At 39.6% G+C, this 13,536-nt stretch carries 12 protein-coding genes and 1 pseudogene; 8 read left to right on the top strand and 5 right to left on the bottom strand.

The window, feature by feature from the left end; translation table 11 throughout:
* Window positions 1-33: 33 nt before the first annotated feature.
* A pseudogene (locus tag ABTV71_RS19520) lies at window positions 34-206 on the top strand (transposase); the annotation flags it as partial.
* A gap of 543 nt (window positions 207-749) precedes the next feature.
* On the opposite strand, the gene fabF reads toward ABTV71_RS19520, so the two are convergent.
* From fabF to ABTV71_RS19505, 3 genes are all read right to left on the bottom strand, one after another.
* Complete coding sequence (fabF, locus tag ABTV71_RS19515) at window positions 750-1,988, bottom strand: beta-ketoacyl-ACP synthase II (RefSeq protein ID WP_433900765.1); 1,239 nt, start codon at window positions 1,986-1,988, stop codon at window positions 750-752.
* 61 nt (window positions 1,989-2,049) lie between these two features.
* Window positions 2,050-2,643 carry a TetR/AcrR family transcriptional regulator gene (locus ABTV71_RS19510; RefSeq protein WP_433900764.1) on the bottom strand — a complete coding sequence of 198 codons (594 nt, stop codon included), beginning with the start codon at window positions 2,641-2,643 and terminating at the stop codon, window positions 2,050-2,052.
* Window positions 2,644-2,727: 84 nt separating this feature from the next.
* Window positions 2,728-3,354 (bottom strand): helix-turn-helix transcriptional regulator, encoded by a 627-nt coding sequence (locus ABTV71_RS19505; protein ID WP_433900763.1) that lies wholly within the window; start codon window positions 3,352-3,354, stop codon window positions 2,728-2,730.
* Between the two features lie 197 nt (window positions 3,355-3,551).
* Here ABTV71_RS19505 and ABTV71_RS19500 point away from each other — a divergent pair, with 197 nt between their 5' ends.
* The 5 genes from ABTV71_RS19500 (at window position 3,552) to ABTV71_RS19480 (ending at window position 8,133) form a co-directional block, all read left to right on the top strand.
* Window positions 3,552-4,175 (top strand): superoxide dismutase, encoded by a 624-nt coding sequence (locus ABTV71_RS19500; RefSeq protein ID WP_433900762.1) that lies wholly within the window; start codon window positions 3,552-3,554, stop codon window positions 4,173-4,175.
* A gap of 45 nt (window positions 4,176-4,220) precedes the next feature.
* On the top strand, window positions 4,221-4,712 hold the full coding sequence (locus ABTV71_RS19495; protein WP_433900761.1) for a DUF2480 family protein: 492 nt from the start codon (window positions 4,221-4,223) through the stop codon (window positions 4,710-4,712).
* A 6-nt stretch (window positions 4,713-4,718) separates the two neighbouring features.
* A complete protein-coding gene (locus ABTV71_RS19490) occupies window positions 4,719-5,291 on the top strand; it encodes an NADPH-dependent FMN reductase (protein ID WP_121123788.1) in 573 nt (190 codons plus the stop codon).
* A gap of 257 nt (window positions 5,292-5,548) precedes the next feature.
* Complete coding sequence (locus ABTV71_RS19485) at window positions 5,549-7,495, top strand: ATP-binding protein (protein ID WP_433900760.1); 1,947 nt, start codon at window positions 5,549-5,551, stop codon at window positions 7,493-7,495.
* Window positions 7,496-7,509: 14 nt separating this feature from the next.
* Window positions 7,510-8,133: a response regulator transcription factor gene (locus ABTV71_RS19480; RefSeq protein WP_433900759.1), complete on the top strand. Its 624-nt coding sequence runs from the start codon at window positions 7,510-7,512 to the stop codon at window positions 8,131-8,133.
* Window positions 8,134-8,150: 17 nt separating this feature from the next.
* Here ABTV71_RS19480 and cydB read toward each other — a convergent pair whose 3' ends face one another.
* On the bottom strand, window positions 8,151-9,227 hold the full coding sequence (gene cydB, locus ABTV71_RS19475; protein ID WP_433900758.1) for a cytochrome d ubiquinol oxidase subunit II: 1,077 nt from the start codon (window positions 9,225-9,227) through the stop codon (window positions 8,151-8,153).
* A gap of 5 nt (window positions 9,228-9,232) precedes the next feature.
* A complete protein-coding gene (locus ABTV71_RS19470) occupies window positions 9,233-10,576 on the bottom strand; it encodes a cytochrome ubiquinol oxidase subunit I (protein WP_433900757.1) in 1,344 nt (447 codons plus the stop codon).
* Window positions 10,577-10,825: 249 nt separating this feature from the next.
* Here ABTV71_RS19470 and ABTV71_RS19465 point away from each other — a divergent pair, with 249 nt between their 5' ends.
* A complete protein-coding gene (locus ABTV71_RS19465; protein WP_433900756.1) occupies window positions 10,826-11,812 on the top strand; it encodes a hypothetical protein in 987 nt (328 codons plus the stop codon).
* A gap of 291 nt (window positions 11,813-12,103) precedes the next feature.
* A complete protein-coding gene (locus ABTV71_RS19460; protein WP_433900755.1) occupies window positions 12,104-13,471 on the top strand; it encodes a sulfatase-like hydrolase/transferase in 1,368 nt (455 codons plus the stop codon).
* Window positions 13,472-13,536 lie beyond the last annotated feature (65 nt).

Below are 13,536 nucleotides of genomic sequence, written 5' to 3'. Positions count from 1 at the left end.
GGGTAACTTCGGTTATCCCGCTGTTTTTTTATGATTTCTTTTATTGATTCGACACCGGTTAGGGTTTGCAAGAATAAGCGGATTAAGGCGAACAGAGGGGGGGTAAAGGAATAGCCGAAGTTGGAAAATCTACAATGGGCTGCTTCTATGGTTTCAGGTTTCATTTAGTCATCCATGACAGGGGCGGGATTTTGAATGTTCTGATTATGGCATGGACGCAAGACCTCTGCTTCGCTATCGTTTCGTGTCTCCTCCGGTACATCTCCGTATCAGGGTCGGGGTGTATCCGTGGTGAGAGCGACATGAGTCCGTGGTGAGTCCGAGTTATACTCGGAGATAAGACGCTAGCATGGCTGTCAGAAAACGCTCTTATCTGCCCCCAAGTACGAATAAGGCCCGAAGATGCCTCGAATCATCTTCGAAGAAGGGGTAAATAGTCGATAAGACACGGACTCCGTTCTGAAAAATAACATCAGTGACACACTATTGAAGGTACCCAACAGATTTATATCTGGTAAATGGAGAAATGGGCCAAATAGTTTTGTCGTATTCGGTTAAAAATAAAAAAATCTAGTTTGCTAAAAAACGTAACGTTGCGATTGAAAACCTCCGGTTACCCACTGAACATAAAAAAAGGTTTTCAAACGGGGAGAATGAAAACCTTAAATAACCAATTATAAACCTAAATTATGATACTACAAAGGTAGTGTCTATATTACACTTTGTCAAGTCTTTTTTTTTAAAAAATGTTAAATCTTTTTAAAAAGAATACTTGAATTGTGTCCGCCAAAACCGAAGGCATTGCTCATCGCTGTGTGCACCGTTTTTTCCAAAGGTTGGTTTACAACAATGTTGATTCCCTCAGGGATTGCTGGATCGATATTTTCGATGTTTATAGTCGCAGGAATTACATTATTGTTTATGGACTTTATGGCAATAATCGCTTCAATTGCTCCGGCAGCACCGAGCAGATGGCCGGTCATTGACTTGGTCGAACTGACCCAAAGGTTGCTGGATTTGCCAAATGCCAGTTGCATTGCTTTCAGTTCAGCAATATCACCAACAGGAGTAGAGGTGGCATGAAGATTTAAGTAATCCAACTGATCACTGTTTATTTGGGCTTCTTCCAGAGCAAGCGACATTGCCTTGGCCGCACCTATGCCTTCTGGGTGAGGCGAAGTCATGTGATAGGCATCAGCTGTCATGGATGCGCCAACAAGCTCGGCATAGATTTTTGCCCCTCTTTTCTTGGCATGCTCATATTCTTCCAGTATCAGGGCCCCGGCGCCTTCTCCCATGACAAATCCATCTCGATCTCGATCAAATGGCCTGCTTGCTGTTTTGGGATCATCATGCCTGCCCGACATTGCTTTCATTGCAGAGAAACCTCCTACTGAGGCAGGGGTAATAGGTGCTTCTGAGCCGCCGCTGATAAAGACTTTTGCCTTTCCTAACCGAATGTAATTGAAAGCATCCATGAACGCCGTATTGGAGGTTGCACAGGCAGATACAGTTGTATAATTGATCCCCTGCAGACCAAATTTCATCGATATCATTCCCGAAGCCATATTCACAATAAGCCTTGGGACGAAAAACGGGCTGAAGCGAGGGATATAATTACCTGTCACATAGTTTTCAACTTCATTTTCGAATGTTTCCATTCCCCCCTGTCCAACACCCCAGATAACACCAATATCAAATGGATCCATTGTATTTGGATCTAAGCCGGAATCTTCTAAGGCTTGCGACGCACTATATAGGGCGTATTGAGTAAATAGATCACTTCTCTTGATCTCATTTCGCTCGAGGTATTTTTCCGGTTGAAAGTTTTTGATTTCGCTCGCGATTTGTGTCCGAAATAAAGACGCGTCAAAGCGGCTGATGATAGCTGTACGGTTTTCACCACGTAAAATATTATCCCAGAATGTATCAATGTTATCTCCTAATGGGTTGATTGTCCCCATTCCGGTAATTACAACTCTTTTCATTTTTATGATATTAAAATTAATTTATCAATATACCGATTGGTATGTGTATGTTTAAAAAAAATTAGATTTTGATCTCCCGGTTTACCATTTCTTTCATATTATCCAATACAATAGCTAAATCTTTGCCACGTCCTGAAATTTTTGAAAGTAAAATACCGCCTTCGATCATAGCCATGAAGGTAAGGGCAAAATGTTCTGTAGAAATATGCTCTTTAAACTCTCCATTGTTAACTCCTTCTTCTAGTATCGAAATCAGTCGTTGCTTCCAAAGTGTAAATGATCGTCTGACTTTAGGAAGCAAAAAAGGCAAGGAGTCATCAGCTTCGATAGCGGTATTCATTAGTGGGCACCCGCCCGAAGCAGCGATATTTTTAAAATTTTCTTTGTAGAAATCAAAAACAGCAAAGAGTTTCTTTAGAGCTGTCCTTTGTTGGGTAATGTGTTGATCTACTCCATCCGCTATTTTTTTGCTTTGATAACTATAAACATGAAGAGCCAAGTCATCTTTGTCCTTAAAATTACCGTATATACTGCCTTTTGTTAAGCCAGTAGCAGTAGTGATGTCGGAAAGGGAAGTCGCAAAATAGCCCTTTTTGTTAAAAATAGGGGCCGTTTTTTCAATGATAAATTGTCGGGTCTGTTCTGCTTTTGACATGATATCGCTGTTTTCTGACTGCAAATATAAAAAATACTTATTGGTATATTATTGGTTATATAAGAAGTAACTGAAAAAGTTACACTATTTTTTTTCGGTAATACGATAGGTGCAACGAGTACCATCTTCGATGATATACTCTATCCGGTTGATTGTGTAGGATGGTCCGATTAGTTGTTGAAAATTGTGAAGCTCAGAACGACAAAAACCTTGGCATTCTGTTGCTGCAGCACATATGGGGCAGTGATTCTCAATGAAAAGGTAGGATTCTGCCTCTTTTTTCCATTCTGCCATATATCCTTCTTCTGTTCGCTCGGTTGCCATCATATCAAGTTTTTTCTCCAGCGTCTCCATACCAGATAATGCATTTTTATACCGTTGGTATACTTTTGTTTCACGATCAGTGATCAATAGATCCAGTGCATTTTCGCCGAGCAATTGTTTAATGGATTGAAGCAGCTGGACAGTAATATCAGCGTGACTATCCGGAAATTTTGATAGTCCCAGGGCTGAAAGACAATAGTAGGTAGACGGTCGACCGATCCCCTCGCTTCTTGCATAGGATTCAATAAGTCCCTGATTGGCAAGGTTGAGGAGGTGTTTGCGGGCACCTTCTTTTGTGATCAACAGCTCCGTGGCAACCTGGGCGGCGGTAACTTCACCTCGCATTTTTAATAACATCAATATTCTATCCGCAGGTGTTTTTTGCATTTGACAATAAAAAAGTTGTTTTAATATTTCTGAACAAAGATACTACTTTTTCTACATGTAGTTACAATGACCTTTTTTTAAGCTATCTGCAGAATATAATTAATTTTATGACTTTAATAAAACAACTTTTTGGTTGTTTTATTAAAGTCTATTATTTAGCTTTGACTTATTATAAAAACAATAAAATTCAAAATATCATGAACAAATTTCAATTACCAGATTTACCTTATCCTTATGAAGCGCTTGAACCTTATTTTGATCAGGAAACAATGACTATCCATCACCACAGACACCATCAAGCTTATGTTGATAACCTAAATAAAGCACTGGATACAACGACGGAAAATGTTGAATTAGAAGGCCTTTTGGCACAGGTAAGCCAGTATGGTCCTGCGATTCGGAACAACGCTGGCGGTCATTACAATCATTCTTTGTTCTGGGAAATCTTATCTCCAGCCCCAAAAATCGTACCCACTGGAAGACTGGCCAAAGAAATAGAAGCGACTTTTGGTTCTTTGGATGAGTTGAAAATAAAGATAAAAAATGCAGGGCTTGGACAATTTGGTTCTGGATGGTCCTGGCTCTATGTGAAGTACAATGGTGCATTGGACGTCGTTGCCACACCTAATCAAGACAATCCCTTAATGGACACCCAATTGATGAGTAGAGGAGTACCAATTTTAGGTGTTGACGTGTGGGAACATGCTTATTATTTGAAATATCAGAATAAAAGAGCGGATTATTTAGATGCTTTTTGGTCTATCCTGGATTGGTCTGTAGTCGAAAAAAAATACGAAGAGACCATCGGTAAATTAATTTAATCGGTTTAAATTTCCATCAAACCGGGATGATAATTACGTAAAGATATGTTTGTAAATAAGGTTGAAAATTCGGGTATAATGGCGCTCGATCTCATTGATTTCAAAACCACACTTGAAATTATAGAATTTGACATCAAGAAACTGTTTTTCCAAGAAATAATCGTCAAAGAAAAGGAGTTTAAAGCGGCTCTTGCTGCATTGGAATTGACACCCTTTATAGGCAAAGCCGTTGCTTTTACTTGTTCTGTTGATGCCATCATCCCCCCCTGGATCTATATGGCTTTAGCCGATAAATTCCATACTGATGTGGCTTATTACGATTTTAAAAGTGTGGGCGCATTGGAACTGGAATTATGGGCCCAGAATTTGAAGCGGGCAGATTTGTCGCATTATCAGGATCAAAAAGTGGTTGTGAGGGCAAGGCCAAATATGCCAGAATCACTTTATATGTTAGCTGCTGCACGCTTAATTCCGATTGTTACAACATTGATGTACGGAGAGGTCGGGATGCCAAAAGTTATTTTTAAAAGAGCATAAGAAACAATGAAAGCATTAATATTTAATGGCGCCTTGGAGCGGAGACAAGAATCTACTTCCGGAGTCTTGTCTAATTATTTCGCTGAACGATTGAATCAGCTTGGTGTTGAGCATAGTGTTTTTAACCTTGCGGATAGTGGGATACCACTATTTGATACAAGCCTCAGCAGGATACCCAATAGTGTAAAGATCATGAACAATCTCTTTCTGGAGGCAGACGTGCATTTTTGGTTATCTCCTTTATATCACGGAAGTGTGCCGGGGGTAATGAAAAACTGTTTGGATTGGCTGGAGATAAGCGCAAAGAACAGTCCGGCATATCTCACCGATAAAAATATAGGACTGGTTTGTTGGGCGGATGGTGTACAGGCTTTACAAGGGATCAACGCTATGGATGCAATAGCAAAATCATTACGGGCATGGACTTTACCTTTTAGTGTACCTATTGTTAAAAGGGAACTATTTGAAAACACAGGCTCTAAGGAGATCTCGTCGGATTATAAACGTAAATTGGACCTGTTGATCAATATCGCAACCACACGAGCAGCAGTATTTGAAACACTGTTGGGACGTTCCTGAAAATAGTATTTTCCTAAAAGCAGTTTAAAAATTATTGCTGCATCAGTAATAATAAAGCACCTCGATCTCCATTGAGGTGCTTTATATGTTTTTAAAATTGCTTAGTTTTGAAGAACCATGTGCCGAAGAGTTCGTGTCCGCCGAATTTTCGGGAATCACACATTTAACGAGGCGCATCTCAAAAAAATGCAATAAACTGTTTTTATCGTTTCATATTCTATAAGGTATCTGATTAGATGGGATTACAATGTCGGGTTTTGTTAAAGTTAATTGTATGTTGTGCAATGCATTTTGCTGTACAGACGACGAATGCACAAGGTTTTCTGCCTTTAAATGAAGAGAAATATCGAACCGATGCGGAAATGTTATTGAAATCAACTTCAGATGACAGCGTAAAAACGCTACAGTACTTCTATTTGGCAGATTACTACAGGTTTCGTGATACATTGAAATTCTGGGAAAATATGCGGCAGGGGGAGCGAATGGCCAAACCATTTAGAAGCCTTCAGGCCATGGCGGCACTTTACAAAAGCTTCTTCTACGGCCAATTTTTAGATAGTAAGCGTGCGGGGGGCGAAGCTCAAAAATGTGTGGATATCCTGGCAAATGCTAAGCAGCCTTTTCAGCAGGAACTCTTAGCTAAAGCCTGGTATAATCTGGGCCTAATTCGATTTCCAAAAAAAGGATTTGCTGATTTTTTGGATATACTCAATAGTAAATGTATGCCCTATGCCAAAGCACAGGACCCGCTCATGGAAGGTGCAATAAATACCATGATCGGTATGACCTTTATGTCATCCAATCAATTGGCAAAAGCCGATGAATATCATCAGCTGGCGATTAAACAGCTTGAACAACAACCAGCAAGCACTGCGCTATTGGTAGCTTATCTAAATGCTGTCAGTACCTATTGTTATCAGGTAAAATCAAAAGAGGCTCGACTACTATTGGACAAAGCTAAATTCCTTTTAGCTAAAAATCCAAATTCTTCTCAGCTACCCAATTATTATTATAATGAAGCGCTCTATTTTACAACAAAACAACAGACAGATGAAGCGTTACGTATGCTGGATATGGGTTTGGGCTGGTCGAAGAAAATGAACAATTGGAAATTCTACCAGATGATGCTGTTTAGAAAGTTTAATGTCTACTTGATGCAAAAAAAATATGCTGAAGCCAAATTACCATTGGAGGAGATCATAAAAAATGGTTTGCTGACACGCGATCTTTCCAACAGTAAAATTGTTTATAGCCAATTGGCTGCTGTGAATGAATTGATGGGGGATTACAAAGAGGCACTAAAGATGTCCAATGTGGCGGGTAAGCTCGCCGATAGTATTCAGAAGGTCCAGCTTTTGGAGAAGATGAACGAAATGGAGACTAAATACAAAAGTATAGAAAAAGAAAAATTGATTTTAAACCTACGTGCAGAAAAAGATCGCAATCAATTAAAGATCTTTCTTGTTTTAGGTATTGCTATTTTACTTTTAATCATTGTTTTATTTGTCACCTTTTCCTATAGAAAACAACGGAAACTGAATGGACAGATCCAGATGAATCATGAGATTGCTTTAGAGAAATTGGCAAAGGAAAAGCAGTTACAAATTTCCGAGTCCATGCTCAAAGCTGAAGAGCAGGAACGGCAGCGTATCGCACAGGATCTGCACGATAGTATTGGCGGAATGTTGACAGGATTAAAGTTTAAGATCGCTGGAGAGCAGGCAGGCGAATTCGATTTGACGAAGGAATTACCGCACAAACTGAACGATATTTTGGGTGAAGTTCGACGGATATCGCATAATCTGATGCCCGAGTCATTACGGCAATTTGGTCTGATAGCAGCATTGGAGCAATTATGTCTTTCGATGAGAAATAATAAGGTTCAGATCCAATTTGAAAATTATGAGGACGAAGTACGTCTGGACTTTCAAAAAGGGTTGGCAATCTATCGGATTGTCCAGGAAGCGATCTCAAACGCATTGAAATATGCGGATGCAGATCTTATTATTGTTCAGGTAAGTAAATCACAGGGAATATTGCAGGTTTTGATAGAAGACAATGGAAAAGGGTTTGATTCTTCCGCGGCAAATTATGGAATGGGATTAAATAATATGGTCAACAGAATCAAGTGGATCAATGGATCTATTGATATGCAGAGCAAACTTGGATCGGGTACGCAGATTGAAATAGGAGTAAGTGTTTAGTTAAAAACTAATGTATGAAAATTATTGCCATATTAGATGACCATCCTTTATTATTGGAAGGCGTAACGTCCTTTCTCAATAACCAAAACGGGTATAAAGTATATTCATTTCTGGAGGAAGTATCATTGATCGAATTTTTGGATTGTACAAGAGTAGATTTGGTGCTTATGGATATGCAGCTTGTGAATACCAGCGGATTGGACGTCTGTTTGCAGGTTAAAAAGTTGTTTCCTATGATTCCGGTTATTGCACTGAGTAATCTGGCAGATCGTAATCTTATTTTTCAGTTCATGCAAAATGGGGGAAATGGTTACATATTAAAAGATGTGTCCAACGGAGAGTTCCTTCGTTGTGTAAAGCTTGGATTAAATGGAAAAGAAGCGCTCTGTGATAAAGCAAAGGGTCTTTATGCTGGAGCTGTCACTTCCATGGAAGATCTTCCACATTTAACACGAAGGGAAAAAGAGATTTTAATTATGATATCCAATGGTCATACCAGTAATCAGATTGCGGAGAAGCTGTTTTTAAGTCCTGTTACGGTAGAAACACATCGACGTAATCTCTTGACAAAGTTTAAGGTGAAAAATATGGTCGAATTGGTACAACTTGCCTTAAAGCACAAATTATTAGGTCTTTAAGATGTTATATAATTGTTTTAATGTTCACCATAGCCAACATCATCCAGTTTTCCTTTAAAGACCCTAAATTGAATAAAAAAATAGGCGACGACCAAAATTGCTGCAAAAATAAACCATCCCAAACCCACGGATAGGCCATATTCATGTGCAGCGGCATTTTGGATGGTAAGCGAGGGGTTTACCTCATTGGTTGACGGTAATAAGGTTGGAAACATAGAAGCCACTGTTGTTGCAAAGCTTCCCAGTATAAATAGAGAAGAGAACATAAAACCTGTACCATCTTTTTTGAACGTCCTGATCCAAAATTGTCCCAGCAGGCCAACCGTTGCAATCAACGGGAATATCCAGAGCCAATAATGATTTTGTAGATTATTTAAGGAGATTGGTTTTACATAATGCCAGACATAAGCAGATAGTATGACCAATACAAGTAATACGAAATTCAGTTTAAATATGATATTTTTAAGCCGATTATTTAAAGTACTGGATGTTTTTAATATGACCCATCCCGCACCATGGATAGTCAGGGTGACGACTGCCACTAAACCTAATATCACTGTAAACCAGTCAATAATGCCTTGATGCTCGGCCAGAGGATCAAAAGTGGGATTCCAGAGTGCTAAGAAGAAATAATGCGGTTCCTGAGTAGATACGCCATTTTCGACCATACCGAGGTTAACACCGCGGACCACATTGCCTAAAGCGGCTCCAAAAAAAAGTGCAAGAAGTAGGCTCGCCAGACCAAAAGCTTTGTCCCATAAGGCTTCCCAAAGCCTATGGTGCACTTGGCCTCTCAGTTCAAGGCTTATTGCCCTAAAGATCAGTAACCATAATACCAGCATAAGCGGGAGGTAGAATCCGCTGAAAGATGACGCATAAAGTGTGGGAAAAGCAAAAAATAAAACTCCACCAGATGCGATCAGCCAAACTTCATTGGCATCCCAAAATGGACCGATTGCATTTGTTACAGCCTTCTTCTCCTGTTCGGTCTTTGCGAAAAATAAATGTACAATTCCTGCTCCAAAATCATAACCGTCGAGGACGACATAGATACCCAACATGAAAGTTAATACAACAAACCAGAATATTTCCATGACAATTAGTTTAAAGCGATATGAGTATGAGGCTCGGGGCCTTTTCGAATAATTTTCAATACTAACATAAGGAACAACAATCCCAAAAGAATATAAAGTCCGACAAATCCCAATAAGGTAAATAACGTATTACCAGAAGATACCGTGGGCGATACGCCATCTACCATACGCATTAGATTGTATACCAACCAAGGTTGTCGTCCTAGTTCGGATGTATACCAGCCTGCCGTATTGGCGATATAAGGAAAAGGAATCATAAACATAATAATCCACAGCAACCATTTGCTTTGATACAATTTATTTCGCCAAAGCAGGAAACTGCCCAATACCATTATTCCGATAAATATTGTACCTAGACCTACCATGATATGATAGCTATAATAAAGTCCGGGAACATTCGTGGGATGTAATGAGTCGTCGAACTCGTTTAGTCCTTTTATTTCAGCATCCCAGCGTTGGTAGGTCAGGAAACTTAAGACATTTGGAACAGCAATTTTATTATCAAGTTTTTTGTTTTCCATATCAGGTTGGCCGATCAGGATAATTTCGGATCCGCCCTTCTCTGTTTTAAAGATACCTTCCATGGCTGCAAATGCAGCAGGTTGGTATTTAACCACATTTTTGGCGGCAAGATCGCCTGTTGGGAATGCAAGCATAATGGATGAAATGGCGCCAAAGACAACGCCACTTTTAACGAATATCTTTCCAAATTTGCTATGTCTGTCGCTTAGGAGATAGAAAGCTCCGATGGAGGCAACAAAAAAAGAACTTGTTACTAAGGATGCCGCTTGATTATGGAGATAAGACGGCCATAACCACGGGTTGGTAAACAATGAACTAAAGTTGTTCAGTACGAACTTCCCGTTTTCAAGAATTTCATAACCCACAGGGTGCTGCATCCAGGAATGCGTGGCAATGATCAGAAAGCCACTGGCCCAGGAGCCAATGAATACCATCAATCCTGCGAGAAAGTGAAATTTGTGACCGAGTAATTTTTCTCCAAAGAGAAACATTCCCAAAAAAGAGGATTCTAGAAAAAATGAAAACATTCCTTCCATTGCCAAAGTCTGTCCAATAATTCCACCGGTAAGTTCAGAGAATTTTGCCCAATTTGTTCCGAACTGAAACTCCATTGGAATCCCCGTCACCACACCCATTGTAAAATTGAGCGCAAAGATCTTCATCCAGAATTTTGAAACATTGTTGTAATCTTCATTGTGAGTCTGTAGAAATTTCCATTTGAAATAAACAATCATCAATGATAATCCCATGGTCAATTGGGGAAATAGATAGTGGAATGTGATTGTAAAGGCAAATTGAAGCCGATTATAAAGAATCATGTCCTCCATGGATCCGAAGTTTTGGTTAATGACATTTAAATATAACCATTTTTTTGTCGTGCCGCCCCCTTAATGCGCTTTATTTTTTTGACAAAATGTAATATTATCAAAAAAATAAACCGTGGTTCCCTTGTCATTTATACAAGAAAATAGATCAGCAATGGATTGGATAAAATAGCCTTTTAATAAGTCTGTTTTTTTGTCTTATCTTCGTCCACGTAATGGAAAATAGCGAAAAGGACGAGGAATATCGGAGACATGAAAAAAGCGTTAATTTTAATGGGTGTTTTGCTGATACCTATACTTTTTATTGTACTCAACAATAAGGACAGGGGAAAAGTTGCGAAGGATAATGTCACATTTCGGGATAAATTATCCGAATATGGATTGTTTAAAGGAAAAATAGCTGATCTTGTTCCCAACGACCAAGGTACTTCTTACGAATTAGCTTCTGCATTGTTTACGGACTACGCCGACAAAAGACGTGTTATTTTTCTTCCGAAAGGAAAGAAGATAGTTGCATCGGACGATGGATTACCAAATTTTCCGGATGGTACCATTATCGCCAAAACTTTTTTCTACCCGCAAAGCGCCAATCCGCAGGAATCAAAATTGTTATTGTTGGAAACACGTCTTCTGATCAACGAAAATGGGCAATGGAATGCCGCGGCCTATCAATGGAATTCGACTCAGGATGAAGCGTTCTTACTAGCTGACAGCGCAGCGGTCCCCGTTTTATTTTTGGATGGTAAAAGCGTAAAAAGGCAGACAAATTATATTATTCCTTCCCGCAAAGATTGTATTGCCTGTCATCGCCAGGGAGATCGCATACTACCTATAGGTCCAAAGATCAGAAATTTAAATCGGGTAGTCTTTCGGGACCGTGATACAATCCAGCAGTTGGAATATTTGAAACGTAAAGATATACTAGATATTCAACTATTGGGAAAACTAAGTTCGCTACCTAGCTACGATGACCTTAGCCAATCTACTGCGCACAGGGCGAGAGCCTATCTGGAGGTGAATTGCGCACATTGCCATAACCCTATGGGAACAGCCTATATGACTATGCTGGATCTTAGATTCGAAAGCCCGATTAACGAAACTGGAATCTGGCTTAAACAGGCAAAAATTATTGGACGAATGTCGGTATTGGGTGAGATGCACATGCCTCAAAAGGGAACCACTGTACTTCATGAGGAAGGTATAATCCTAATTAAACGCTATCTTCAGTCCCTCAAATAAATATCTAAGAAACTTTTAAATTGCTGATAATTAGCGTGGCGGGAGTTTTTTTGTTCATAGGATATCTAATTTTTTCCGTGTTTTTAATAATGTCTATTGAATTGGTAGATTATATTGAAATATCTTTTATATTTGTGAGAGATAATTTCCCTTATCTTTTCTCAAATTGGCATTAGGGGGGGCGCTCGCCTCCCTCAATGTCTTCAAAATAGAAACAAGTTTTCGATTGGCGTTGGCACTTGTTCGTATTTTCTTATATTGCGACAATGTTTCCAATTAAATAATGCTATCATGATCCGGTATACCAAACTTTTCATGGCAATGACCATGTTTCTTCTCTTCGCTACATTTGTTAATGCACAAACTAAGAGGCCCAATATAATTCTGATTCTTACAGATGATTTAGGGTATAGTGACCTCGGCTGCTATGGGAGCCCGAATATTTCAACCCCTTTTTTGGATTCTATTGCCAGCAAAGGTGTGCGGGCAACAAACTTTATGGTGTCAACCCCCTCTTGTACCCCTTCTCGGGCATCGTTGCTAACCGGACGATATGCTTCTCGTTATAATCTACCGGCGCCAATTGGCCCGGGATCAAATCTCGGACTACCTGATGAAGAAGAAACCATTGCCGAGCTGCTAAAAAAGGTAGGTTATCGGACAGGTCTGATCGGTAAGTGGCATCTTGGCGATAAACAAGCTTATCATCATCCCAATAAGCAAGGATTCGATTTTTTTTATGGTATGTTATATAGCCATGATTATCGTGACCCTTATGTAAAAACAGATTCAGTCATAAAAATTTTTAGAAATAGGAAGCCAGAGGTAATATCGCCCGATGATTCGGATTTAAGTGCCTTATACCATAAAGAAACAGTCGATTTTATAGAAAATCAGGATAAAGATCATCCATTCTTTTTATATTACGCGCACAATTACCCACATCTTCCATTGGCTTTTGCCAACAAAAACAATAAGTTTGCCGATCAGCAGAATGCAGGCCCGTTAGGAGCAGTCATGCGTGAGTTAGACCATAATTTTGCCGAGCTTTGGAAGACCGTAGAGAAAAAAGGATTGGCGGAGAATACGATTTTGATTTTCTCAAGTGATAACGGTCCCTGGATTGCCTATCCTTCACGGATGTCGGACGACCATGCCACCAAAAACTGGCATGTAGGCACAGCTGGTGTATTTAAAGGGTCGAAAGCTGAAACTACTGAAGGTGGGGTTCGTGTTCCATTCATCGTATACGGAAAAGGATATGCACAGGAAGGTAAGGTGCTTAGACAAGCAATAAGTAATCTGGATCTGTTGCCAACGATAGCAAAATGGACAGGGGCCCCTCTTCCAGAAAAAAATATCGACGGTCAGTCGATAGATACCTTACTAAATGGTAAAGCGGAAGATCTAAAAACAGCACATCGCCCGATATTTTTGGTAAACTACGGCCATGTTGAAGCTGTCCGGTCGGGAGATTGGAAATATAGGCGTATACCAGCTGGCGTCAATCAGATATCTGGAAAACCTTATGATGCGGTAGAAGAATTACATAATATTGCATGGGATCCAAGCGAAAGAACAAATATCATAATGGATTATCCGGAGATAGCGCAAGAACTTCGAACATTATTCGAGGGATTTGATGGGAATATGAAGTAAAAGATGAATCAAATTCTAAAAAAAAGCGACACCTTCTGAAGGTATCGCTTTTTTAAACTGTTTTA

The sequence above is a fragment of the Sphingobacterium puteale genome, assembly GCF_050986225.1.
Lineage (GTDB): Bacteria > Bacteroidota > Bacteroidia > Sphingobacteriales > Sphingobacteriaceae > Sphingobacterium > Sphingobacterium puteale.
This window is presented reverse-complemented; position numbering and strand designations above follow the sequence as displayed.

Excerpts from the sequence above, each read along its gene's own strand:
- fabF (WP_433900765.1), bottom strand. The coding sequence starts at position 1,988 with ATGAAAAGAGTTGTAATTACCGGAATGGGGACAATCAACCCATTAGGA.
- ABTV71_RS19510 (WP_433900764.1), bottom strand. The coding sequence starts at position 2,643 with ATGTCAAAAGCAGAACAGACCCGACAATTTATCATTGAAAAAACGGCC.
- ABTV71_RS19505 (WP_433900763.1), bottom strand. The coding sequence starts at position 3,354 with ATGCAAAAAACACCTGCGGATAGAATATTGATGTTATTAAAAATGCGA.
- ABTV71_RS19500 (WP_433900762.1), top strand. The coding sequence starts at position 3,552 with ATGAACAAATTTCAATTACCAGATTTACCTTATCCTTATGAAGCGCTT.
- ABTV71_RS19495 (WP_433900761.1), top strand. The coding sequence starts at position 4,221 with ATGTTTGTAAATAAGGTTGAAAATTCGGGTATAATGGCGCTCGATCTC.
- ABTV71_RS19490 (WP_121123788.1), top strand. The coding sequence starts at position 4,719 with ATGAAAGCATTAATATTTAATGGCGCCTTGGAGCGGAGACAAGAATCT.
- ABTV71_RS19480 (WP_433900759.1), top strand. The coding sequence starts at position 7,510 with ATGAAAATTATTGCCATATTAGATGACCATCCTTTATTATTGGAAGGC.
- cydB (WP_433900758.1), bottom strand. The coding sequence starts at position 9,227 with ATGGAAATATTCTGGTTTGTTGTATTAACTTTCATGTTGGGTATCTAT.
- ABTV71_RS19470 (WP_433900757.1), bottom strand. The coding sequence starts at position 10,576 with ATGGAGGACATGATTCTTTATAATCGGCTTCAATTTGCCTTTACAATC.
- ABTV71_RS19465 (WP_433900756.1), top strand. The coding sequence starts at position 10,826 with ATGAAAAAAGCGTTAATTTTAATGGGTGTTTTGCTGATACCTATACTT.
- ABTV71_RS19460 (WP_433900755.1), top strand. The coding sequence starts at position 12,104 with ATGATCCGGTATACCAAACTTTTCATGGCAATGACCATGTTTCTTCTC.